This window comes from Microbacterium sp. Au-Mic1, assembly GCF_021341785.1.
Lineage (GTDB): Bacteria > Actinomycetota > Actinomycetes > Actinomycetales > Microbacteriaceae > Microbacterium.
The window spans coordinates 168,982-190,891 of sequence record NZ_JAJTTF010000008.1; the positions used below are offsets into that span (position 1 = coordinate 168,982).

General features: G+C 70.8%; 19 protein-coding genes. 11 read left to right on the forward strand and 8 right to left on the reverse strand.

Annotated features, from left to right (window positions below):
- Positions 1 to 19 precede the first annotated feature (19 nt).
- Complete coding sequence (locus LXM50_RS12775; protein ID WP_233311706.1) at positions 20 to 430, forward strand: arsenate reductase ArsC; 411 nt, start codon at positions 20 to 22, stop codon at positions 428 to 430.
- A gap of 313 nt (positions 431 to 743) precedes the next feature.
- On the opposite strand, the gene LXM50_RS12780 is transcribed toward LXM50_RS12775, so the two are convergent.
- A complete protein-coding gene (locus LXM50_RS12780; RefSeq protein WP_233311707.1) occupies positions 744 to 1,448 on the reverse strand; it encodes a TetR/AcrR family transcriptional regulator in 705 nt (234 codons plus the stop codon).
- Between the two features lie 146 nt (positions 1,449 to 1,594).
- Between LXM50_RS12780 and LXM50_RS12785 the strand changes: the two genes are divergently transcribed.
- From LXM50_RS12785 to LXM50_RS12815, 7 genes are all read left to right on the forward strand, one after another.
- The gene (locus LXM50_RS12785; RefSeq protein WP_233311708.1) at positions 1,595 to 3,316 is read left to right on the forward strand and encodes an amidohydrolase; all 1,722 of its coding nucleotides are present in this window, start codon (positions 1,595 to 1,597) and stop codon (positions 3,314 to 3,316) included.
- Entirely contained in the window at positions 3,313 to 4,977 is a 1,665-nt protein-coding gene (locus LXM50_RS12790) for an ABC transporter substrate-binding protein (RefSeq protein ID WP_233311709.1), read from the forward strand. The genes LXM50_RS12785 and LXM50_RS12790 overlap by 4 nt, the downstream gene beginning before the upstream one ends.
- An 88-nt stretch (positions 4,978 to 5,065) precedes the next feature.
- Positions 5,066 to 6,022, forward strand: coding sequence for an ABC transporter permease (locus LXM50_RS12795; RefSeq protein WP_233311710.1), 957 nt, complete (start codon positions 5,066 to 5,068; stop codon positions 6,020 to 6,022).
- Positions 6,019 to 6,885 (forward strand): ABC transporter permease, encoded by an 867-nt coding sequence (locus LXM50_RS12800; RefSeq protein ID WP_233311711.1) that lies wholly within the window; start codon positions 6,019 to 6,021, stop codon positions 6,883 to 6,885. Before LXM50_RS12795 ends, LXM50_RS12800 begins: the two co-directional genes overlap by 4 nt.
- Complete coding sequence (locus LXM50_RS12805; RefSeq protein ID WP_233311712.1) at positions 6,882 to 8,501, forward strand: ABC transporter ATP-binding protein; 1,620 nt, start codon at positions 6,882 to 6,884, stop codon at positions 8,499 to 8,501. Before LXM50_RS12800 ends, LXM50_RS12805 begins: the two co-directional genes overlap by 4 nt.
- Positions 8,502 to 8,564: 63 nt before the next feature.
- Entirely contained in the window at positions 8,565 to 9,959 is a 1,395-nt protein-coding gene (locus LXM50_RS12810; RefSeq protein WP_233311713.1) for an amidase, read from the forward strand.
- 49 nt (positions 9,960 to 10,008) lie between these two features.
- Positions 10,009 to 10,629, forward strand: coding sequence for a histidine phosphatase family protein (locus tag LXM50_RS12815; RefSeq protein WP_233311714.1), 621 nt, complete (start codon positions 10,009 to 10,011; stop codon positions 10,627 to 10,629).
- A gap of 153 nt (positions 10,630 to 10,782) precedes the next feature.
- On the opposite strand, the gene LXM50_RS12820 is transcribed toward LXM50_RS12815, so the two are convergent.
- Together LXM50_RS12820 and LXM50_RS12825 are read right to left on the reverse strand one after the other, a co-directional pair.
- Positions 10,783 to 12,186, reverse strand: coding sequence for an aspartate aminotransferase family protein (locus LXM50_RS12820; RefSeq protein WP_233311715.1), 1,404 nt, complete (start codon positions 12,184 to 12,186; stop codon positions 10,783 to 10,785).
- Positions 12,187 to 12,205: 19 nt separating this feature from the next.
- A complete protein-coding gene (locus tag LXM50_RS12825) occupies positions 12,206 to 13,705 on the reverse strand; it encodes a CoA-acylating methylmalonate-semialdehyde dehydrogenase (RefSeq protein ID WP_233311716.1) in 1,500 nt (499 codons plus the stop codon).
- A gap of 111 nt (positions 13,706 to 13,816) precedes the next feature.
- On the opposite strand from LXM50_RS12825, the gene LXM50_RS12830 reads away from it, so the two are divergent.
- A complete protein-coding gene (locus LXM50_RS12830) occupies positions 13,817 to 15,409 on the forward strand; it encodes a PucR family transcriptional regulator (protein ID WP_233311717.1) in 1,593 nt (530 codons plus the stop codon).
- Between the two features lie 54 nt (positions 15,410 to 15,463).
- Here the strand turns inward: LXM50_RS12830 and LXM50_RS12835 are convergent, their stop codons facing one another.
- The 4 genes from LXM50_RS12835 to LXM50_RS12850 all read right to left on the reverse strand — a co-directional run bounded on the left by LXM50_RS12835 (position 15,464) and on the right by LXM50_RS12850 (position 18,345).
- Positions 15,464 to 15,889, reverse strand: coding sequence for a VOC family protein (locus tag LXM50_RS12835; protein WP_233311718.1), 426 nt, complete (start codon positions 15,887 to 15,889; stop codon positions 15,464 to 15,466).
- Between the two features lie 135 nt (positions 15,890 to 16,024).
- Entirely contained in the window at positions 16,025 to 16,375 is a 351-nt protein-coding gene (locus LXM50_RS12840) for a cupin domain-containing protein (RefSeq protein WP_233311719.1), read from the reverse strand.
- On the reverse strand, positions 16,372 to 17,766 hold the full coding sequence (locus tag LXM50_RS12845) for an FAD-binding oxidoreductase (protein WP_233311720.1): 1,395 nt from the start codon (positions 17,764 to 17,766) through the stop codon (positions 16,372 to 16,374). Before LXM50_RS12845 ends, LXM50_RS12840 begins: the two co-directional genes overlap by 4 nt.
- A 111-nt stretch (positions 17,767 to 17,877) precedes the next feature.
- Complete coding sequence (locus LXM50_RS12850) at positions 17,878 to 18,345, reverse strand: Lrp/AsnC family transcriptional regulator (RefSeq protein ID WP_045271571.1); 468 nt, start codon at positions 18,343 to 18,345, stop codon at positions 17,878 to 17,880.
- 99 nt (positions 18,346 to 18,444) lie between these two features.
- Between LXM50_RS12850 and LXM50_RS12855 the strand changes: the two genes are divergently transcribed.
- Positions 18,445 to 19,893, forward strand: a complete 1,449-nt coding sequence (locus tag LXM50_RS12855; protein WP_233311721.1) for an aminobutyraldehyde dehydrogenase — start codon at positions 18,445 to 18,447, stop codon at positions 19,891 to 19,893.
- Positions 19,894 to 20,050: 157 nt separating this feature from the next.
- Positions 20,051 to 20,830 (forward strand): alpha/beta hydrolase, encoded by a 780-nt coding sequence (locus tag LXM50_RS12860; protein WP_233311722.1) that lies wholly within the window; start codon positions 20,051 to 20,053, stop codon positions 20,828 to 20,830.
- A 129-nt stretch (positions 20,831 to 20,959) separates the two neighbouring features.
- Here LXM50_RS12860 and LXM50_RS12865 read toward each other — a convergent pair whose 3' ends face one another.
- On the reverse strand, positions 20,960 to 21,877 hold the full coding sequence (locus tag LXM50_RS12865) for an ABC transporter substrate-binding protein (RefSeq protein WP_233311723.1): 918 nt from the start codon (positions 21,875 to 21,877) through the stop codon (positions 20,960 to 20,962).
- Positions 21,878 to 21,910: the final 33 nt, after the last annotated feature.

Here is a 21,910-nt window from a genome sequence, read left to right on the forward strand (position 1 = left end):
CCGAAACGAGGAGAGAAGCATGACCACCGACGCCACCCCCGCCGTGCTCTTCGTCTGCGTGCACAACGCCGGCCGATCGCAGATGGCCGCGGGGTTCCTGCGCGAGATCGCGGGCGACCGCATCGAGGTGCGCTCCGCCGGGTCGCTGCCGGCCGACCAGATCAACCCCGTCGCCGTGGCGGCGATGGCCGAGCTCGGCATCGACATCGCCGCGGAGCAGCCCAAGGTGCTCACCACGGAGGCCGTGCAGGACTCCGACGTCGTCATCACGATGGGCTGCGGCGACGCCTGCCCGTTCTTCCCCGGCAAGCGCTACGAGGACTGGACGCTCGACGACCCCGCGGGGCAGGGCATCGAGGCGGTCCGCCCCATCCGCGACGAGATCCGCCGCCGCATCAAGGAGCTCGTCGGCGAGCTCCTGCCGGCCTGAGCCGGACGCCGCGGACGAGCGGTCGACGGCTCACTGGTTCGGATCCGACTCGTCACGATCAGCACACGAGGTGACGATCGGCACACGGATCCACGTCAACACGCGTGCGCATCGTGGCAGGGTGTGCTGATCGTCACAGCCGAAGGCCTTCAGGTCGCACTTTCGGCGCTTCCCCCGACCAGGTGCAGCAGAACCTGCGACGTGAACGCGAGGATCCGGCGGACCGCCACTGCCGCCGGTGCCCCCGGCGCTCTCAGCGTGCGGCCGGCGCTCTCAGCGTGCCCCCGACGCTCTCAGCGTGCCACCGGCGCTCTCAACCTGCGGCGCGTGCGGCGGAGTCGAGGATCTGGTCCACGCCGAGGAAGAACAGCTCACGGTCGCGCAGCGAGGCCAGCGCCACCGTGTGCTCCGCGATGCGGGGGTAGACCCGCGGATCCGCCAGCGGCGGCTCGTCGAACCAGGGTCCGTCGACCTCGCCGTCGGCGCGCTCCGCCCGCGCTCGCGCGATGCCCGCCGCGGTCGACAGCACGTGCGACGCGAGCAGCGCGTAGTGCCGCACCACGTCGGCCCCGCTCAACCCCGCGGTGGTGAACGCCTGCAGCATGAGCTCGATGGCGCCGAGTTCGCCCGGACCGTGCGTGGTGAGGATCGTCGCCTCCGCCCCGACGGCCGGATACTCGGAATACAGGTCGAGCGTCGCGCCGGCCATGGCGCGCAGCCGCCCTCGCCAGTCCTCGGCCGGGATATCCACACTCTGCACGGCGCGCAGCGTGACCTCGTCGAGCAGGGCGCGCATGAGGTCGTCCTTGCTGCGGAAGTGGCGGTAGATCGCTGTCGGGTCTGCCCCGAGCCTGGCGCCCAGCTCGCGCACGGAGATCGTCGTCGCCCCGGTCGCGGCGAGTTCCAGCCCCGTGGCCACGATGAGCTCGGGATCCAGGCGAGGCCGGGTCGGCCCGGCCTTCTCCGTCGATGCGGACACGTCGTCGAGTGCGGTCCGGCTGCTCCTCTTCACGGGCATGCCCCCTCCTGGTTCCTATCGTCCCACGTACACAACCACTCCGTCACCAGTTTAGTCAACACCGTTGACATCGCCGCGGACTCTGGTTAGCGTTATCGCGACCCGCAGCCCGGCGGGCCCTCTGCTTCAACGGCGAAAGGCGGATGATGACGACGCGCGTCTTCCACGGCGGATCGGTGTTCACCGGTACCGGAACCCCCCTCAGCGGCCAGGCCGTCATCGTGCGCGACGAGCGCATCGACCGGATCGTGCCCGAGTCCGAGCTGGCCGCACTGCTCGGCGCCGAGCCCGAGGGGTCGGTCGAGCTGATCGACCTCCACGGCGCGCTGCTCAGCCCCGGCTTCCAGGACGCGCACATCCACGCCGTCGGCGGCGGGGTGGAACTGCTGCAGTGCGACCTCAGCGGCACCGAATCCGCGCAGGAGGCCGTCGCGGCCGTGCGCGCCTACGCCGAGGCGAACCCCGACGAGGAGTGGATCCTGGGCGGAGGCTGGTCGATGGACAGCTTCCCCGGCGGCAACCCGACGCGCGACCTGCTCGACGCCGCCGCACCGGGCCGTCCCGTGCTGCTGTCCAGCCGCGACCACCACAGCGTCTGGGCCTCGACGACCGCGATCGAACGCGCCGGCGTCACCGCCGACACCCCGGATCCCTCCGACGGCGTCGTCATCCGCGAGGGCGACGGCCACCCGGCGGGGACGTTCCACGAGGGCGCCGGCGACCTCTTCGGCGCCGTCCGTCCGGTGACCAGCGAAGAACTGCGATACCGCGGCCTGCTCCGCGCCCAGGAGGAGCTCATCGCCCTCGGCATCACGGGCTGGCAGGACGCGATGGTCGGCGGCGGCGGCGCAGGCATCGCAGACCCGCTCCCGGCCTATGAGCACGCCCTCGCGGAGGGCACGCTGCGCGTGCACGTCACCGGCGCGCAGTGGTGGGAGCGCGACGGCGGCATCGAGCAGGTCGCGCACATGGTCGCCGAGCGGCAGCGCGTCACAGCCCTCGGATCGCCCGAGCGGCTCGAGATCGGCACGACCAAGATCATGGTCGACGGCGTCGCCGAGAACCACACGGCCGCGATGCTCACGCCCTACCGCGATGCCCACGGCCACGACACGCACAACCACGGGCTGAGCTTCATCGACCCGGAGCGCCTGCGCGCGTACGTGACGGCGCTCGACGCGGCGGGGCAGCAGGTGCACATGCACGCGCTCGGCGATCGCGCCGTGCGCGAGGCCCTCGACGCCCTGCGGGACGCCCGCGACGCGAACGGCCCGACCGACAACCGCCACCACCTCGCGCACCTGCAGATCGTGGCAGAGGAGGACGTGCCGCGCTTCGCCCCGCTCGACGCCGTCGCGAACCTGCAGGCGCTGTGGGCGACGCACGAGGATCAGCTCGACGAACTCACCCTGCCCTTCCTGCAGGAAGGGCAGGAGGCGCGACAGTACCCGTTCGGCGACCTCGTGCGGGCCGGGGTCCGCCTCGCGGCGGGCAGCGACTGGCCCGTCTCCAGCGCGGCGCCGATCGACGCGATCCACATCGCCGTCAACCGCACCGTGCCGGGGTCCGACCGGGAGCCCCTCGGCGGCGCGCACCAGCGCCTGGACCTGGCCACGGCCATGGCCGCGTACACCTCCGGCAGCGCCTACGTGAACCACCGCGAACACGACACCGGAAGCATCAAGCCCGGCTACCGCGCCGACCTCGTCGTTCTCGATCCGTCGCCGTTCGAGGTCGCGGCCTCGGAGATCCACACCAGCCGCGTCACCCAGACCTGGATCGACGGCGTGCTGCTGCACAGCGTCGAGACCGCCGATTCCGCCGCCACCCGCACCACCTCCATCGATGAAGAAGGGGAGCTGTCATGACCCGCACCCGCCCGAACCGCGGCGCCTCGCGCCGCCTGATCCGCGCCGCGGCGTTCGGCGCCGCCGCGCTCGTCACCGCGACCGCGCTCACCGCATGCTCCGGCGGCGCGACCGGCGGCGACTCCGCCACCGCCGACTGGAAACTCACCACCACGACCGCGAAGCCGAGCGGCGACATCGACTCGTTCTCGTTCGCGCTGTACGCCGAGCCGGCCACGCTCGACTACGCCTACGCGTTCGACTACCCGGACAACCAGGTGCTCGCGAACGTGTGCGAGTCGTTGCTGCGCCTGAACCCCGACTACTCGCTGAGCCCGGGCCTCGCGAAGAGCTTCTCCAACCCCGACCCGCTCACCTGGGTCTACGAGCTGCGCGACGGCGTGACCTTCCACGACGGCACCGCGCTCACGGCGGCGGACGCCGTGGCCTCGATGCAGCGGATCATGGACCCGCAGGTCGGATCCAGCTGGTTCTCCGTGTATCAGAACGTCGATTCGATCACCCAGACCGGGCCGATGGAGGTCACGGTCAAGACCAAGATCCCCGACTCCCAGTTCAACCAGGGCATGGGCGGATCCGCCGGTGTCATCGAGTCGGCTGCCACCCTCGCGGCCAAGGGCAAGGACTACGGCAACTCCACCGGCGGCGTCAACTGCACCGGCCCCTTCTCGCTGAAGCAGTGGAAGTCGGGCGAATCGCTCACCCTCGAGCGCTACGACGGCTACTGGGACACCGATCTGCGTGCGAAGTCGAAGGAGATGACCTTCTCGATCATCCCCGACGCCACCGCCCGTGTGAACGCCATGAAGTCGGGCAGCGTCGACGGATCCTGGATGATCCCGCTCGAGTCCGCCGCGCAGCTGCAGGCCTCGGGCAAGGGCGACGTGCTGTACGCCCCGTCCACGGCCACGAGCGACCTCGTGATCAGCAACATGAAGGGCGTGCTCGGCGACAAGCGCGTGCGCCAGGCGCTCATGCTGGCGCTCGACCGCCCCGGCATCCTGAAGGGCGCCTCGCAGAACATCGGCGAGGTCACCGATGTGCTGACGACGAAGCTGGTCTGGGGATCCGCCTCCGACGCGGCGAAGAAGGCCGCCTTCGACGACATCACGCACTACGAGCAGGATGTCGCGAAGGCCAAGAAGCTCGTCGAGGAGGCCGGCGCGACCGGCAAGGAGCTGGTCTACGTGACCGCCCCGATCGGCAACGACTTCTCCGTGGTCTCGCAGGCGACCATGGCCGCCGCTCAGTCGATCGGGCTGAAGCTGACCATCACGACCGTGAGCCCCGCGCAGTACACGGCGCTGTTCAGCGACCCGAGCGCTCGCGAAGGGGTCGACCTGTTCTACACCGTCTGGTACCTGTCCAGCCCCGACGCCCTGGAGATGTACGGCGTGCTGCGCACGGGCGACTTCAGCAACTACGGCGGCTGGAGCGACGAGGAGTTCGACAAGACCGTGAACGAGGCCGTGGGCACGATGGATCCGGCCGCGCGCAGCGCGCTGACCGCCAAGGCGCAGCAGATCGCGAACGAGGAGCTGCCCTGGATCCCGCTGGCCTCCGGCCCGCTGCCGCTGTTCCTGGGCAAGCGCATCACCGGCCTCGACCCCTCGATGGCGTTCCTCTACTACCCGTGGGCGGCCCAAATCGGCAAGCGCTGATCCGCCCGACCCCACCCGATGAGCCGAACCCCCGGAGCGACACGCACGCCGCGCCGCTCCGGGGCCGGCCGAGACCACAGGTGACGCCATGAGCACTCTCCGCCGCGTCGCGGGAAAGCTGGGCGGGCTGCTGCTCACCCTCTTCCTCGCTTCGCTCCTCGTCTTCTTCTCCCGGTTCCTCGTGCCGGGCGACCCGATCCGATTCCTGCTGCGCGGCCGCAAGCCCTCTCCCGAGGCGATCGCCGACGTCACCGCGCAGTACGGGCTGGACCTGCCCCCGTGGGAGCAGTACCTGCGCTGGATCGCCGGCGTGCTGCACGGCGACTTCGGCCGCTCCCTGCAGTTCCGCCAGGACGTCACGGTCGTGCTCGGCGACCGCCTCCCGGTCACCCTGATGCTCGTCGTGATGGCCGGCGCGATCATCGCCGTCGTCGGCCTCATCGGTGGCGCGATCGCCGCCCTGAACAAGGGCCGTGCCGCCGACCGCGGGATCCTCATCTCCCTCACGGTGCTCGGAGCGATCCCCTCATTCGTCGGATCCATCGTGCTCATCGCGATCTTCTCGGTGCAGCTGGGCTGGTTCCCGTCGTTCGGGTCCGGATCCGGATTCTGGGACATGGCGTACCACCTGGTGCTGCCGTCCATCGCCCTGGCGATCGTGTTCATCGTGCTCGTGGGCAAGGTCACCCGCTCGGCCATGGTCGAGCAGCTGAACCGCGAGCACGTCGAGGTCGCCACTTCCCGCGGCATCACCCGGCTGGCCGTGGTCCGCCGGCACGTGCTGCGCAACGCGCTCGGCCCGATCCTGACCGTGTCCGGCGTGCTCGTCGCCGGCCTCATCGTGGCGAGCTCGATCGTCGAGCAGGCTTTCGGCCTCGCCGGCATCGGCTCGCTCCTGGTCGGCTCCGTCGACCGCCTCGACTTCCCCGTCGTGCAGGCGATCGTCCTGCTCGTGGTCACCGCCTTCGTCGTCGTGAACGCGATCATCGACATCCTCGAACCCTGGATCGACCCGCGATCCGCCGCAGGAGCTGGTGCACGATGACCGTCCCCACCCCCACCCTGGCCGTGCGCGTGCTGCGCATGCCCAAGAAGCTGCGAGGGCGCGGCATCGTGATCACCAGCATGGTGGTCCTCGCCGTGGTCACTCTGGCCGCGATCCTCGCCCCGTGGGTCGCCCCGTACGACCCCGACGCCGTCGATTTCACCGCGTTCTACGCGGCCCCGTCGCCGGCGCACTGGCTCGGCACGGACAGTCTCGGTCGCGACCTGCTCAGCCGCATCATCTGGGGCGGCCGCACGGCGCTGCTCGGCCCGTTGCTCGTCGTCGTGTTCTCCACCGTGCTGGGCATCCTGCTCGGCCTGCTCGCCGGCTGGCGGGGCGGCTGGATCGACGCCGTGCTGGGGCGGGTCTTCGACGTGCTGTTCGCGTTCCCGTCGCTGCTGATCGCGATGATGGCCGTCGCCCTGTTCGGCAAGGGCCTGGTCGCCCCGGTCATCGCGATGAGCATCTCCTACGCGCCGTTCGTGGCGCGGCTGACCCGCTCGCTGGTGGCCGCCGAGCGCACCCGCCCGTACGTCGCGGCCTACCGCGTGCAGGGCTTCGGCGGCTCCTGGATCGCGCTGCGTCGCGTGCTGCCGAACATCGCCCCGATCGTGGGGGCGCAGTCGACGCTGAACTTCGGCTACGTGCTCGCAGAACTCGCCGGGCTGTCGTTCCTCGGCCTCGGCGTGCAGGCGCCGACGGCCGACTGGGGTGCCATGATCAACGAGGCCCAGTCCGGCATCGCCGCAGGCCAGTTCCTGCCCGCCATCGCGCCCGCCATCGTGGTGGTGCTCGTGGTCGTGGCCGTCAACATCGTCGGCGAGGATCTCTCCGACCGCATCGGAGGGGAGATCCCCGCATGACCGCCGCACTTCTCGACACGGCTGCGGCGCACTCCGCGTCCGCTCTGCTCGACATCCGCGAGCTCACGCTGGATCTGCCGAACGGCACGCGCCTGCTGCACGGCATCACCCTGTCCGTCGCCCCCGGCGAGACGGTGGGCCTGGTCGGCGAGTCCGGATCCGGGAAATCGCTCACCGCGCGCACGGTGCTCGGGCTCACGCCCGAGCGGGCGGAGATCGGCGGATCCGTGTCGGTGGACGGCCGCTCCCCGCTCGCGCCGGCGTCGCTGCGCGCGATCCGTCGCGCCGACGCGGCGATGGTGTTCCAGGATCCGCGCGCGGGCATCAACCCGATGCGCACGATCGGGGACCATCTCACGGAAGCGCTGCGACTGAATGAGGGTTGGTCACGGGGTCGTGCGCGTGCGCGTGCCGCCGAGCTGCTCGCCGACGTGCGACTGCCGTCCCCCGCCGAGCACCTGGATCAGCACCCGCATGAGCTGAGCGGCGGCATGCTGCAGCGCGTCATGATCGCGGGCGCCCTGACCACTGCGCCACGCCTGCTGGTGTGCGACGAGCCCACCACGGCGCTCGATGTGACCACGCAGGCCGAGATCGTGCAGGTGCTGCGCGAGCTCTGCGCCGAACGCGGCATGGGCATGCTCTTCATCACGCACGACCTCAACCTCGCCGGGTCCCTGTGCGACCGGCTGGTCGTCATGAAGGACGGCGCCGTGGTGGAGGAGGGGCCCGCGCTCGACGTGCTGCGCGCTCCGCAGGCCGAGTACACCCGCCGCCTGGTCGCGGCGACACCGCGGCTGAGCGGATCGGACAGCGCCGTGGGCTCGGCCTCCGGTCCGGGCTCCGCCATGGTCGAGGTCGCCGGCGTCTCGAAGACGTACCGGGTGCGCGGACGCGGCGAGGTCCGCGCCGTCGCCGACGCCACCCTCGAGATCCCGGTGGGCGGCGCCCTCGCCGTCGTCGGCGAATCCGGATCCGGCAAGTCGACCCTCGCGCGCATGATCGTGGGCCTGGAGCAGGCCAATGCGGGCACGATCCGGATCGGCGGGCGCGACATCGCGGGGCACGCGACGGGTCGCGAGGCACGGGTCGCGCGGGCGAAGAGCGTGCAGATGGTGTTCCAGGATCCGTACCTGTCGCTAGATCCGCGCATCCCCGCAGGTCAGGCCGTCGGCGATGTGCTGAGGCTGCACGCGGGTCTCGACAAGGCGGCCGCGGCCGATCGCGCCCTGGAGCTGCTCACCGCGGTCGGCCTGGGCGAGGAGCACGCGCTCGCCCGCCCGAAGACCCTGTCCGGAGGGCAGCGCCAGCGCGTCGCGATCGCCCGCGCCCTCGCGATCGAGCCCGACCTGCTCGTGATGGACGAGGCCACCAGCGCGCTGGACGTCTCCGTGCAGGCGCAGGTGCTCGACATGGTCGCCGACATCCGGCGCCGCCAGGGTCTGACCCTGCTGTTCATCAGCCACGACCTGGCCGTCGTGCGCCGGGTGTGCGAGCAGACCCTGGTGATGCGCCGCGGCGAGATCGTGGAGCGCGGCGCGACGACCGAAATCCTCACGAACCCGCAGCACGAGTACACCCGGCTGCTGCTGGACTCGGTTCCCGTCCCGGCCTGACCGGATCCACCCCGCGCCAGAAGCGTTCTCGCTCAACGACCCCATCTCGGAAAAGGATTCCCCATGGAGCTGCACCACCTCACTGCGACCGAGGCCGCCGCGCGATTCCGCCGTCGCGAGCTCTCCCCCGTCGAGCTGCTCGATGCGGTGATCGCACGCACGGCGGCGACCGAGCCCGCCATCAACGCCGTCACCGAGCAGTGGCTCGACGAGGCTCGCCTCGCCGCCGCTGCGTCCGAACGGCGGTTCGCCGACGGCGGACCCACGGGGGCGCTCGAGGGCATCCCGCTCATGCTCAAGGAGGAGCAGCCGATCGCCGGCCGCACCGCCGAGGAGGGCAGCCTGCTCGAGCGCGGGCACGTCGCCACCGAGACCCACCCGATCGTGGATCGCATCTTCGCGGCCGGCGCCGTGGTGCACGGGCGCACCACCACGCCGGAGTACTGCTGCGCCCCGGTCACCCACACCGCGCTCTGGGGCGTGACCCGCAACCCGTGGAACACCGACTTCACCCCGGGCGGGTCCTCCGGCGGCTCCGGCGCCGTGCTCGCGAGCGGTTCCACGATCCTCGCGACCGGATCCGACATCGGCGGATCGATCCGGATCCCCTCGTCGTTCTGCGGCGTGGTCGGGTTCAAGCCCCCGTTCGCGCGCGTGCCGGGGATGGCCCCGTTCAACTCCGACACCTACTGCGCGGACGGGCCGATGGGACGCAGCGTCGCCGACGTGGCGCTGCTGCAGAACGTGATCTCCGGCCCGTGGGCGGGGGACGCCGCGTCGCTGCGCGAGGTCGTCACCGTGTCGGGCGAGGTCTCGTCGCTCGACGGTATGCGGATCGCGGTCTGCCTCGACCTCGGCGGATACGCGGTGGATCCGGCGGTCGTCGCGAACACCATGGCCGTCGTCGCGGCGCTTCGCGCGGCAGGCGCCGCGGTGGAGCAGGTCGAGCTGCCGTGGGGACCGGAGCGGGTTCTCCAGACGAGCTGGCCGCACTTCGGCGCGGTCATGGGACCGTTCATCGAGTCCATCGCCGACGGCGATCCCGAGCGCACCGCCCAGCTCATGCCGTATACGCGGGCGTTCGCCGAGTCCGCCGCGAACGGCGGCGACTTCGTGACCGGGCTCGAGGCGGAGTCGGCGTTCTACCGACCGTTCGGCGAGCTCATGCAGGAGTTCGACGTGCTCCTCTGCCCGACCGTCGCATCGACCGGCCTGGCCGCCGACGAGCCCTGCACCGACAGCAGGGCGATCTTCTCCCAGCTCATGACCCTGCCGTTCAACGTGATCGGGCGGGTGCCGGTACTGGCCGTGCCGTCGGGGATCGCGCCGAACGGCGTACCCACGGGGGTGCAGATCGTCGGACGCACCTTCGACGACGCCACGGTGTTCCGAGTCGGCGCTGCACTCGAGCAGGAGCTCGGGCTGTGGACGGATCCGGCGTGGTGGCCGTCGCTCTGAGCCCCAGCGACCCCACCCCCGGGGGTCGCCCTCGACCTAGGCTGGATCCATGACGCGGATCTGGGTGGTGCGGCACGGGCAGAGCATGCTGAACGCGGCGGAGCGGATCCAGGGCTGGTCCGACGCGCCGCTCACTCCGACCGGACGCGAGCAGGCCGCCACCCGCGGGCTCGACTTCGCCGCGGCGGGCATCCGCTTCGACGCCGCGTTCTCGGGCGACGGGATGCGGCACCGCGAGACCGCCGCAGGTCTCCTCGCGGCCGCCGGTTCGGAGCTCGCCGCCGTGCCCGACCCGCGCTGGCGCGAGCTGAGCTTCGGGGCGCTGGAAGGCATGCACATCCGCCGCTTCTCCCGGCTCATGGAGGACCACGCCGACGCGGAGATGCCGTTCATCGCGACGCTGGATGCCCTCGCCGCCACGGATCCGTTCGCCGAGGCGCCTGCCGCCGTGGCCGTGCGGGCGATCGAGGCCCTGCACGATGCGGCGGAGGCCGGATCCGAGGTGCTCGTCGTGACGAGCGGCATCACGATCATGTCGCTGCTGCACACCCTCGGCGGCGCGCCCGACACCCGATCCGGTCCCGCCAACCTGTCGGTCTCCACGATCCGCCGCCATGAGAACGCCTGGATCGTCGACCGCGCGGCGGATCCGGATCCGATCGCGGTCTGACGGCAAGTCCCGTCCGGACGGCAGCGGCCTGTTTCGGGGCGCATCCCCGCGTTCCGGGGCGCGCCACGTCTCCGAAACCCGGCGGCACGCGCCCCAGACGCGACGGATCCCGCCCCACCGAGGGGACGGGATCCGGGCGTAGCGACCGCCGACTCAGACGGTGTAGCCGTCCGCGACGTCGAGCGCCTCGTCGAGCGCCGCGAGCCCGCGCACGAGCTCGTCCTCGGTGATCACGAGCGGCGGGGCGATGTGCGTGCGGTTGAAATGCACGAACGGCCAGACGCCGCCCTTCTTCGCCGCGGCGACGAACGCGCCCATCGGGGCCGCGTCGGCGCCCGCCGCGTTGAACGGCACGAGCGGTTCGCGGGTCTCCTTCGAGCGCACCAGCTCGACGGCCCAGAACAGACCCTGGCCGCGCACCTCTCCGACGCTCGGGTGTTTCTCCAGCCAGCCCTGCAGCGTGGGCTCCACGATGCGGGATCCGAGGTCGCGCACGCGCTCCAGGATCCCGTCACGCCGGAACACCTCGAACGTCGCGACGCCCGCGGCGCACGCCAGCGGATGGCCCGAGTAGGTCAGCCCGCCCGCGAACGGCACGGTGTCGAACGCGCTCGCGATCCGGTCGGAGATCACGACGCCGCCGAGCGGCACGTAGCCCGAGTTCACACCCTTCGCGAAGGTGATCAGATCCGGCTTCGCGTCGAACGCGTCGATGCCGAACCACTCGCCGAGGCGGCCGAAGCCGACCATGACCTCGTCGGCGATGTAGACGATGCCGTAGCGGTCGCACAGCTCGCGCACGCCCTGCAGGTACCCGGGCGGCGGGACCAGCACCCCGTTGGTGCCGACGACGGTCTCGATGATGATCGCCGCGATCGTGTTCGGGCCCTCGAGCTGGATGGTCTGCTCGAGGTGCGCGAGCGCGCGCTGCGACTCCTCGGCGAGCGTCGACGAGTGGAACGCCGAGCGGTACAGATACGGGCCGAAGAAGCGCACGGTGCCGTTGTCGACGGTGTCGTTCGCCCAGCGCCGCGGGTCGCCGGTCATCGAGATCGCCGTCGCGGTGGAGCCGTGGTAACTGCGGTACATCGACAGCACCTTGCGGCGTCCGGTCACGGTGCGCGCCATGCGCACCGCGTACTCGTTCGCGTCGGCGCCGCCGTTGGTGAAGAACACCTTCTCCATGCCCTCGGGCGCCACCTCGGCGATGAGCCGCGCCAGCTCGCCGCGCACGTCGTTCGCGAGCGACGGCTGGATCGTCGCGAGACGACCGGCCTGGTGCTGGATCGCGGCGACCAGATCCGGCTGCTGGTGGCCGAGGTTGAGGTTCACCAGCTGGCTGGAGAAGTCGAGGTAGGCGTTGCCCTGATAGTCCCAGAACGTGGATCCCTCGCCCGCGGCGACGGGCAGCGGGTCGATCGCGGCCTGCGCGCTCCAGGAGTGGAACACGTGCGCGCGGTCGTCGGCGCGCACCTGCGCCTCGGCCTCCACGGCGGGCAGGGCGTGCGCCTCGCCGTGGCGGTCGGTGAGCACGGCGGCTTCGGTGGTGACGGTCATGATCCGGATCCTCTCGGCGTCAGTGGTTGCTCGGGAAGCCGAGGTCGACCTGCGCGGGGGTGTGGTCGGGCCAGCGGGTGGTGACGACCTTGGAGCGCGTGTAGAAGTGGATCGACTCGGGGCCGTAGATGTGCGAGTCGCCGAAGAGCGAGGCCTTCCAGCCGCCGAACGAGAACGCGCCGATCGGCACGGGGATCGGCACGTTGACGCCGACCATGCCGACCTCGATGTCGAACTCGAACTCGCGGGCGGTGCCGCCGTCGCGGGTGAAGATCGCCGTGCCGTTGCCGAACTGGTGCGCGTTGATGAGCTCGACGGCCTCGGCGTAGCTGCCCACGCGGACCACCGAGAGCACCGGGCCGAAGATCTCGTCCTCGTACAGCTTCATGCCGGGCTTCACGTGGTCGATGAGGCTGATCCCGGTGAAGAAGCCGTTCTCGTCGAGACGCTCGCCGGCGGCGATCCGCTGCGTGCCGTCGATGAGCACGGTGGCGCCTTCGGCGGCGGCTCCCGTGACATAGGACTCGACGCGGTCGCGATGCTCGCGGGTGACCAGCGGGCCCATCTCGCTCGCCGCGTCGGTGCCGTCGCCGATGCGCAGGTTCTGCACCTTCTCGGTGATCGAGGCGATGAGCGGATCCGCGACCTCGCCCACGGCGACCAGCACCGAGACGGCCATGCAGCGCTCGCCCGCCGAGCCGTAGGCGGCGGAGACCGCCGCGGCCGCAGCGCCGTCGATGTCGGCGTCGGGCATCACGACCATGTGGTTCTTGGCGCCGCCGAGGGCCTGCACGCGCTTGCCGTTGGCGGAGGCACGCTCGTAGATCGACTTCGCGATCGGGGTGGATCCGACGAAGCTCACGGCCTTGACGTCCGGCGAGTCGAGCAGGGTGTCGACCGCGACCTTGTCGCCGTTGACGACGTTGAGCACGCCGTCGGGAAGCCCCGCCTCCTGGAACGCCTTGGCGAGCCAGATCGCCGCGGACGGATCCTTCTCGCTCGGCTTGAGCACGACGGTGTTGCCGCACGCGATCGCAGAGGCGACCATCCACAGCGGCACCATCACCGGGAAGTTGAACGGAGTGATGCAGGCGACCACGCCGACCGGCTGCTTGACCGAATGCACATCCACGCCGCGAGCGACCTGCTCCGCGTGCTCGCCCTTCAGCAGGTGCACGAGACCGGCGGCGAACTCGACGTTCTCGATGCCGCGCGAGACCTCACCCGCGGCATCGGAGAGGACCTTGCCGTGCTCGCTCGTGACGATGGCGGCGAGCTCGGGCGTGCGCTCGGCGAGGATCTGGCGCAGGCGGAAGAACACGTCGGCGCGCTTGATGAGGCTGGTCGCACGCCAGGCGGGACCGGCGGCCTTCGCCGCGGCGATCGCCTGCTCGACCTCGGCGGCGCTCGCGAACGCGACGGTGCGGTGGGCCTCGCCGGTGGCGGGGTTGTACACCGGGCCGGTGCGCTCGGTCTCGCCGGTGTCGGCTCCGTCGATGAAGTGGCGGATCACGGTCACGCGATGCTCCTCGGGTCGTGGGTTCGAATGCTGCGGACGCGGATCCGGACACTCTGATCGGACACGTCCGCGGGCTTGCTCTCCCATGCTGACAAAGGGGAGGATGGATCCGTGCCCGCAGATCGTCTGGACTTTGCCGCCGATCGGACAGATCGTCCGGACGCACGGCAGGACGCGCCTGCACGGTCCCCGAGCGAGCGCAGCGAGTCGAGGGGCGATCCGGGTCTTCCGACCGTCGCCGACGCCCTCGAGGTCGCCTCGCTGCAGGCGGGGATCCCCGAGCTGCTGGCCGGGTCCGTCGACGTGCCGGTGCGCTGGGTGCACGTGTCCGACAGCGAGCGGGTCGCCGCGCTGCTGGACGGCGGAGAGCTGCTGCTCACCACGGGCGCCGGCTGGCCCGGCGATGCCGCGGCGCTCGGCCGCCTCGTCGACGAACTGTCCGATGCGGGCCTGGCCGGGATCGTGCTGGAGCTGGGCACCCGGTTCGCGGTGGTGCCGCCGGCGCTCGTGGCGGCGTGCCGCGCGCGCGACCTCGCGCTCGTGACCCTGGACCGCGAGGTGAAGTTCGTCGCCGTCACCGAGGAGGTGCACCGCCGGATCATCGCGGGCCAGGTCGAGGCGCTGCAGGAGCGGCAGCGGCTGCACGAACTGTTCACCGGGTTGAGCCTGCGTGGCGCGCCGGTCGAGATCGTCGTACGCGAGACGGCGCGAGCCCTGCGTGCGCCGGTGGTGCTGGAGGACCTCGCGCACGAGGTCGTCGTCGCCGACTCGTTCGACCTGGCCGAGGCGGAGCTGCTCGCGGACTGGGCGGGTCGATCGCGCCGCCTGCCGCCGGAGTGGACGCGCGTGCCGGTCGCCGCCCGCGGCACGCGATGGGGCGAGCTGATCGCCCTGCCCGGCCCGGCGCACCCCGCGGGGCCGGCGACCGTGCTCGAGCAGGCCGCGACGGCGCTCGCGCTGTCACGCCTCGCCGACGGGGAGGACGCCTGGGCCCGGCTGCGCGCGGAGGGGCTGATCGCGGCGCTGCTGAGCGAGCGGTACGTCACGGTCGCCGATATCGAGGCGCGTCTCGAGTCCTCCGGGTTCCCCGTCCGGGGCCGGACACTGTACGTCGCCGCGTCGACTGCGGCCGGAACCGGAGCGCCTGGATCCGCGGGGTCCGGCAGCGGCCCAACCGGATCCGCCGGGGACGCGCGCGTCCTGAGCGCGGTCGTCGGCGCGGAGCGGATCCTGCTCCTCTCCCTGCCGGCAGGATCGCGCGTGCCCGAGTCGGTCCTCGAGTCGATCGGATCCGGCGCCGTCAGCGACCCCGCATCGTCGGCGGCGGAGCTGCTCGCGGCGATCCCGGTCGTGCGGCGGTTGGCGCGCCAGGCGGAGCCCGGTGCCGTGCTGCGCGTCGCCGAACGACCTCTCGCCCGCCTGGCCGCCGAGCTCAGCGGGGACCACCGACTCCAGGAGCACAGCGCGCGTCTGCTCGCCCCGCTGATCCGCCACGACGACGCGACGCAGGGCGACCTGCTCCGCGTGCTGCGCGCCGTGGTCGCGCACCCCGGCAACCGCACCGCGGCGGCGGCCGCTTCGCACCTGTCCCGCTCGGTCTTCTACCAGCGCCTCACCCTCATCGCGGACCTGCTCGGCGCCGATCTCGACGACGGTGAGACGCTGTCGGCGCTGCACCTGGCGCTGCTCGCGCACGGACGCTGACGAGCCTCGCCAGGTGCGAGGCCGGCCCCAGCGACCGCGGCCCCGACTCGGGTCTCACCCGGCGGCGGGCGCCCCGCCCATCACGCGCGCCACCATCTCCGGCGACGGCTGGCCGAGCGCGATGATGTTGTCCTCACTGTCACTGAACCACGCGGCCCGTTCCTCCCCCAGCTCCGCGATGCCGTCGACGGTCTTGAGCCCGGGGAAGTCGTACTCGTGGAAGGCGATCCCGCGGGCGCGCAGCGCCGCCACGTCGCGGTCGATGTCGTCGGTCAGGAGGTTCAGCGCCGTGTTCTTCGCCGTGCCCGCGAAGCTGGTGAGGTACACCAGCACCACGGTGCCGCCGACGTCGTAGAACACGTTCCCGGACTCGGCGTCGACCTCGACCGGATCCCGGTCGAGCACGTCGTGCCACCAGCGCTTGGCGCGCTCGAGGTCCGCAGCAGGGAGAACGGCCGTCGCCATGAATTTCTCGAACATGATGAGCCCCAGCTCCGGGGTGTTGTCATCCTCGCGTCGGCCCAGCACAACGCCGCGCCGCTCGGGCGCGCGAATGAGTTCCCCGCGCTGATTGTATTCCCGGATCCGACGCCCCGAAAGGCCTCGATGATGGGGTCAGGCGATGTAGACCTTGCGCAGCGTCTCGGTGACGATCCAGGTCGTGCGCATGCCCTCGGCGAGGCGGACGACGGATCCGGGGCCGACCTCGAGATCCGGCAGCGACGGGTCCTCGAACACGATCGTCGCCCGGCCCCAGAGCACGACGAAGAGCTCGTCGACCTCGGTGTCGCATGCGGTGCCGGGCGTCATCTCCCAGATGCCGATCTCGCGGTCGCCGGTGTCGTCGAGCACGGCGATCGCGGTGGTGGGCGAGCCCGATACGACCTCGTCCGTCGGCAGGGGCGTGTGCGCGAGCACGAGGTCCACGTCGGTCACCGCGCGCCCCGCCGCGGGCAGCGCGGTCACGAGTCGAACCCCATGCCGACGGCGTCGAGCGTCTTCAGGAACAGGTTGCGCCTGCCCTGGTTGTGGTCGGCCTGGTTCATCGCGGCACGCACGAGGTTCACGCCGATCGAGGCCGCCGGCTCCGGCGGGAACGGGATCGGCTTCTCCCGCACCATCTTCAGGCGAGTGCGCTCGGTGTCGAGCCCGGCGAGCTGGTCGAGCATCACATCGGCCGCGAAGCGCGTCGCACCGACCCCCAGCCCGGTGAACCCGGTCGCGTAAGCGACGCGGCCGCCACGGGCAGTGCCGAAGAACGCGCAGAACCGACTGCACGAGTCGATCGCGCCGGCCCAGCGGTGCGTGAAACGGAGCCCCTCGAGCTGCGGGAACGTGGTGAAGAAGTGCGAGGCCAGCCTGCGGAAGCTCTCCGGCCGCTCCTCGTACTCCTCGCGCACCTTGCCGCCGAAGTGGTAGACGGCGTCGTAGCCGCCGAACAGGATCCGGTTGTCGGCGCTCAGACGGTAGTAGTGGAACTGGTTCGCGCTGTCGGCGAGGCCCTGGCGGTTCTTCCAGCCGATCGCGTCGTACTGCTCGGCGGTCAGCGGCTCGGTCATGAGCGCGTAGTCGTAGACGGGCACCGTCATCAGCCTGTTGCGCTTGAGCAGCGACGGGAACACGTTCGTGGCGAGAGCGACCTGGTCGGCGATGACGGATCCCGTCTCGGCGGCGATCGTCTGCGCGCCTCTGCCGCTGAGACCGGTGACGCGGGTGCGCTCGAAGATCTGCACGCCGAGCCCGGTGGCCACGCGGGCGAGCTCGAAGGCGAGCTTCGCCGGGTGCACCATCGCGCAGCCCTGGCGATCCCAGGATCCGGCGAGGTAGGTGGGTGAAGCGACCTGCGCCTGCACGGCGGCCCGATCGAGGAAGTCGTCGCCCTCCATCCACTCGACCTGGTGCGGTTCGACGGCCACGGCCATCTGCCCCGTGCGCTCCCAGTCGACGTCCATGCCGTAGCGCTCCACCGCCTCCTGGATGCCGTCGAGGTTCTCCAGCCCGAGGCGCTCGAGCTGCTCCATCTCGTCGGGCCAGCGGTTCAGCCCGTTCTCCTCGCCGTGCGTGAGGCTCGCCTCGCAGAACCCTCCGTTGCGACCGGACGCGGCCCAGCCCACCCTGTTCGCCTCGAGCAGGACGACCGTGCGCTGCGGGTCGCGCTCCTTGGCGCGGATCGCCGTCCACAGGCCGGCATAGCCGCCGCCGACGATCGCCAGGTCGGCGCGGACCTCGCCCGTGAGCTGCGGGTACCCGGCGCGCTCGACGTCGTCGAGCCAGAACGCGGCGTGCGCGGTGTTCTCGAGTGAGCGCTCGATGACCGACGCGCTCGGCTGCCGTCGTTCGAAGACGGTCGTTCCCATGAGTGATTCCTTGTCCGGGAGGTGGTGTGGGCGGGGTTCTTCCGCAGGGCGCGACAGGGCGCCCCGGTGCCGCGATGCGGCCGGGTTCAGGTGAGCGACGGGTTCAGCGGATCAGCGCGTGCCCCAGTTGTAGAGGTCCTTGTGGAGCCCCGCGTAGAGGAAGCACTCGGTGTGCGAGACGCCCTCGATGGTGCGGATACGGGTCGCGATCAGCTCGAGCAGATCCTCGTCGCTCTCGCAGATCGCCTCCGCGAGGATGTCGAAGGATCCGAGCGTCACATTGACATATGCGATCTCGGGAATATTCGCGATCGCCTCGGCGGCGACCCGCGGATCCCCGTCGACGCGGATGCCCAGCATCGCCATACGGGAGAATCCGAGTTGACGAGGATCGGTCACCGCCACGATCTGCACCACGCCGCTGTCGGTGAGGCGCTGCACGCGCTGGCGGACGGCGGCCTCGCTGAGACCCACGGCACGGCCGATCTCGGCGTACGGCCGACGACCGTCCTCTTGCAGCAGTTCGATGATCCGCTTCGAGACGTCGTCGAGAACCGGCACCTTCGGCTTGTCGCTCATGTGACGATCTTGACATCCTCAGCAGGCCTCTGCAACTGATTTCGCAGAATCTGATCCTGATTTCTTCCGATTTCGTCGATTCTCTCCTATCCTTTCAGCATGCGGAGCACCCTGTCTGAATCAGCACTGTTGCAGAACTTCATCGGCGGCCGTTCGGTCGCCGCGCACGGCGAGGGCCGCATGGACCTCATCGACCCCGTCACCGAGCAGGTCTACGGCCAGGCGCCGATCTCGGACCAGAGCGACGTCGACGCCGCCTATGCCGCCGCATCGGCCGCCTTCCCGCTCTGGCGCGACACCACTCCGGCCGCACGCCAGCTCGCGCTGTTCCGGATCGCGGATGCGATGGCGGCCCGCGCGGAGGAGTTCGCCGACCTGGAGTCCCAGGACACCGGCAAGCCCCGCGCCAATCTCGTGGCCGACGAGATCGACCAGTCCGTCGACCAGCTGCGCTTCTTCGCGGGCGCCGCACGCAGCCTCGAAGGGCGCGCCGCCGCGGAGTACATGGCGGGGCACACCTCCTATGTGCGACGTGAGCCGATCGGCGTGATCGGACAGGTCACCCCGTGGAACTACCCGCTGAACATGGCCGTGTGGAAGATCGCGCCGGCTCTGGCCGCGGGCAACACCGTGGTGCTGAAGCCCGCGGAGTCCACGCCGCTCACGACGCTGCTTCTCGCCGAGATCGTCGCCGAGCACACCCCGGCGGGCACGCTCAACGTCGTGCTGGGCGATCGCAGCACCGGTGCCGCCCTCGTCGCCCACAAGACGCCGCAGATGGTCGCCATCACCGGATCCGTCCGTGCCGGCATGGCGGTCGCGGAGTCGGCCGCGGCCGATGTGAAGCGCGTGCACCTCGAACTCGGCGGCAAGGCGCCGGCGATCGTGTTCCCGGACGCATCGATCGCCAAGGCCTCGGAGGGCATCGTCACCGGTGCGTTCTTCAACGCCGGCCAGGACTGCACCGCGGCCACCCGGGTGATCGTGCACGCCTCGGTGCACGACGAGCTGGTGAAGGCGCTCGTGGAGCGGGTGCACACGCACGCCCGCACCGGCGCCCCGCACGAGGAGGGCGTGTTCTTCGGTCCGCTCTCGAGCGCGGCGCAGCTCGCGCAGGTACAGGGCTTCGTGGATCGTCTGCCCGCGCACGCGAAGATCGAGACCGGCGGGAAGCGGCAGGGCGATGTCGGCTACTTCTTCGAGCCGACGATCGTCTCGGGCATGCGCCAGGACGACGAGGCCGTGCAGAGCGAGATCTTCGGGCCGGTGCTGACCGTGCAGTCCTTCGAGGACGACGACGAGGCGCTGGGGTACGCGAACGACGTGCCCTACGCGCTGGCCGCGTCGGTGTGGACCACGGACCACACCCGGTCGCTGCGCTTCTCCCGCGACCTCGACTTCGGCTGCGTCTGGATCAACACGCACATCCCGTTCGTGTCGGACATGCCGCACGGCGGCTTCAAGCACTCGGGCTACGGCAAGGACCTGTCGCAGTACGGCTTCGACGACTACACGCGCATCAAGCACGTGATGAGCGCCCTCGACTGACGTCGGCGGAGGTGCTACTGTCGCCTACGCCGTGCGGGCACGAGAACAGGAGGTGATACCCATGAACGAATCGACGTGGGTGCTCCTCCTCGGGGACACGGTCGGGCGATAGGTCGTCCGGGAGCGCCGTACATGCGCACTCCCGAAAGGCACGACCATGAACATCACCCCTGAACTGACCTTCACCGCCGAGAGGCGGCTCTCCTCCGAGCACCATCGCGACAGCCTCATCGAGCGCGACTTCACCCTCGACGGGATCGACGGCGTCCTCTGGCTGCCCGGATCCGCCTCCGCGGAGCATCCCGTCCCGCTGATCCTGCTCGGCCATCCGAGCGGGCCGGGGCTCGCCCGGATGCGCCCGCGCCTGGAAGGGCGGGCGCGCTCATCCGCCGAGCTCGGTTTCGCCTCGGTCACTCTCGAGATGCCCGGCAATGGCGCGCGTCCGGCTCTGCCCGACCTCGAGAGCGCCCGCGCAGACCTGATGCGAGCGCTCGACGCCGGTCGACGACCAAACGAGGACGTCATCGACCAGCTGGTGCTCCCGCTGGTCGAGCGGACGGTGCCCGAATGGCAGACGGCGCTGGACGCGGTGCTCGCGCTTCCCGAAATCGGCGGCCCCGTCGCCTACTCGGGCGGCGTGCTCGCGGTCGGCATCCGGCTCGCCCTGAGGGAGCCGCGCGTCGTCGCCGCCGGCCTGTTCGCCGGCAGCTATGTTCCGCTGAGCATCCTGGCCGAGGCCCGGGGGGTCACCATCCCCCTGCACGTGCTGCTGCAGTGGGACGACGAGGGCAACGACCGGCAGCGATCGCTCGAGGTGTTCGACGCGTTCGGATCCGCCGAGAAGACCCTGCAGGCCAACCTCGGCGGGCACACGGGCGTTCCGGCATGGGCCGGAGAGGATGCCGCGCGCTTCTTCGCGCGACATCTCACGCGGTAGACACCCACGGGGTCGTTGAGCGAGGACGCCGGAGGCGACCGAGACGAAACGCGGTGCCCCCGCAAGGGCGCCGCGTTTCGTCTCGGTCCTGCTGTGCTCGCTCAACGACCCGTGTGGGCCTTGCGGGCGTCAGCTCAGGCCCTGCTCCTTCAGCCAGGCCTTGGCGATGTCGGTCGCCTGCTTCTTGTCCGCCGTGCTCTGCACGTTGAGCTTGACGAGCTCCTCGGTGCTGAGCTTGGCGCTGACGGCGTTGATCGTCTTCGAGACCTTGTCGGCGACGTTCGCGCTCACGATCGGCACGATGTTGGACGGAAGGATGAGGTTCTTCGGGTCCTTCAGCGCGACCAGGTCGCCCTTGGCGAACGCCGGGTCGGCCGAGTAGATGTCGGCCACCTGCACGGTGCCCGCCTGCAGCGCCTCGAGCGTGGTCTGACCCGTGGCCGAGAACGCCAGGTCGACACCGTAGAGGGTCTTCGCGGCCGCGGGACCGTAGGGGCGCTTCTCGAACTCGGGGGCGCCGCCGACCGTGACCGGGGCGGGCATCTTGGAGAGGTCGGCGATCGAGGACAGGCCGTACTTGTCGGCGTTGGCCTTGGTCACGGTGTAGGTGTCCTGGTCCGCGGCCTTCGCGTAGTCGAGCACGGCGAGGCCAGACGGCAGAGCCTTCTTCAACGCGGCGTACACGTCGTCGGGGCTGTTCGTGTCGGCCTTACCGCCCAGGTACTCCAGCAGGTTGCCGGTGTACTCCGGGAACAGGTTGATCGCGCCGGACTTGACGTCGGGCATGTAGGCGTCGCGCTGGCCGATGTTGAACTTGCGGTCGACCTTCACGCCGTCCTTCTCGAGGGCCTGCGCGTAGATCTCGGCGATGATCTCGTTCGAGTAGTAGGCCTGGGATCCGATCACGACTGTGTCGGAGGAGCCGGATCCGCTGGTCTCGGTGGGCTTGTCGAGCGGGTTGCTGGATCCGCAGGCGCTGAGTGCGAGCGCGATGGCGACCGCGGACGTCGCTGCAGCGGCGATGCGGGTGATGCGAGCGGTGAACATGGTGTGCCTCTCTTCGGTGGGGGAGTCGGTGCA

Bases quoted from the DNA above. Each gene is read 5' to 3' on its own strand.
- LXM50_RS12790 (WP_233311709.1), top strand. From the start codon at position 3,313: ATGACCCGCACCCGCCCGAACCGCGGCGCCTCGCGCCGCCTGATCCGC.
- LXM50_RS12850 (WP_045271571.1), bottom strand. From the start codon at position 18,345: ATGAGCGACAAGCCGAAGGTGCCGGTTCTCGACGACGTCTCGAAGCGG.
- LXM50_RS12860 (WP_233311722.1), top strand. From the start codon at position 20,051: ATGAACATCACCCCTGAACTGACCTTCACCGCCGAGAGGCGGCTCTCC.
- LXM50_RS12845 (WP_233311720.1), bottom strand. From the start codon at position 17,766: ATGGGAACGACCGTCTTCGAACGACGGCAGCCGAGCGCGTCGGTCATC.
- LXM50_RS12780 (WP_233311707.1), bottom strand. From the start codon at position 1,448: ATGCCCGTGAAGAGGAGCAGCCGGACCGCACTCGACGACGTGTCCGCA.
- LXM50_RS12815 (WP_233311714.1), top strand. From the start codon at position 10,009: ATGACGCGGATCTGGGTGGTGCGGCACGGGCAGAGCATGCTGAACGCG.
- LXM50_RS12785 (WP_233311708.1), top strand. From the start codon at position 1,595: ATGACGACGCGCGTCTTCCACGGCGGATCGGTGTTCACCGGTACCGGA.
- LXM50_RS12775 (WP_233311706.1), top strand. From the start codon at position 20: ATGACCACCGACGCCACCCCCGCCGTGCTCTTCGTCTGCGTGCACAAC.
- LXM50_RS12810 (WP_233311713.1), top strand. From the start codon at position 8,565: ATGGAGCTGCACCACCTCACTGCGACCGAGGCCGCCGCGCGATTCCGC.
- LXM50_RS12800 (WP_233311711.1), top strand. From the start codon at position 6,019: ATGACCGTCCCCACCCCCACCCTGGCCGTGCGCGTGCTGCGCATGCCC.
- LXM50_RS12835 (WP_233311718.1), bottom strand. From the start codon at position 15,889: ATGTTCGAGAAATTCATGGCGACGGCCGTTCTCCCTGCTGCGGACCTC.
- LXM50_RS12795 (WP_233311710.1), top strand. From the start codon at position 5,066: ATGAGCACTCTCCGCCGCGTCGCGGGAAAGCTGGGCGGGCTGCTGCTC.
- LXM50_RS12805 (WP_233311712.1), top strand. From the start codon at position 6,882: ATGACCGCCGCACTTCTCGACACGGCTGCGGCGCACTCCGCGTCCGCT.
- LXM50_RS12820 (WP_233311715.1), bottom strand. From the start codon at position 12,186: ATGACCGTCACCACCGAAGCCGCCGTGCTCACCGACCGCCACGGCGAG.
- LXM50_RS12865 (WP_233311723.1), bottom strand. From the start codon at position 21,877: ATGTTCACCGCTCGCATCACCCGCATCGCCGCTGCAGCGACGTCCGCG.
- LXM50_RS12855 (WP_233311721.1), top strand. From the start codon at position 18,445: ATGCGGAGCACCCTGTCTGAATCAGCACTGTTGCAGAACTTCATCGGC.